The organism is Shigella sp. FC1567, from assembly GCF_001743015.1.
Taxonomy (GTDB): domain Bacteria; phylum Pseudomonadota; class Gammaproteobacteria; order Enterobacterales; family Enterobacteriaceae; genus Escherichia; species Escherichia coli.
Window position 1 is genome coordinate 1 of sequence record NZ_MIIV01000347.1, and the last position, 718, is coordinate 718.

Genomic DNA, 718 nt, shown 5'->3' on the forward strand with positions numbered 1-718 from the left:
TAGTGCGCTGGGTTATCGCTCGCCACGGGAATATCTGCGGCAGCGGGCTTGTAATGGGTTAAGTGATAACAGATGTCTGGAAATATAGGGGCAAATCCACATCCCCGCCAGCCCGGCTAAGATGGAGGCACGGCACAGCCCGCACACGACGCTGAGGCTACAGAGCTGAAAACCCACAAGGCCATGCCCCGCATGGCCGGGTAAAGCGGAGCCGGCGGCGACTTCCTTTGTGCTCTGTCCGGGACCGGCAGGAAAAAGGCGGGGATAATGAGATGGTCACCCCCACCCTAACAGCAGTACGCTGTTAAGGTGAATCCCTTAACGGAGAGACCATCATACAGAACATCACACTTATTGGTATCGATCTCGGAAAGCATTCCTTCCACATTCATTGTCAAGACAAGTCTGGTAAGGCTCTTCTGCGTAAAAAATTTACCCAGTACTAAACTGATGCAGTTTCTGGCAACATGTCCGCCCTCAGTTGTTGTAATGGAAGCCTGTGCGGGTGCACACTTTTTGGCTCGCCGTATCTCTGAATTTTGGACATGAAACTAAGCTGATTTCTCCACAGTTCGTTCGCCCGTTTGTCAAAAGTAATAAGAATGATTTTGTTGATGCGTAAGGCAGTATGACTTTCCGTGAGACAGATGCTGGCCAACGTGGGATATTTAACGCGGGTTAACATCGTTGTCAGAGCCGCATGGGTGAGCTGTTGCTA

General features: G+C 51.0%; 1 pseudogene. It reads left to right on the forward strand.

What is annotated here, in order from left to right:
- Window positions 1-335 precede the first annotated feature (335 nt).
- Window positions 336-619: pseudogene (locus tag BHE85_RS17590) on the forward strand (IS110 family transposase); the annotation flags it as partial.
- Between the last annotated feature and the right edge of the window lie 99 nt (window positions 620-718).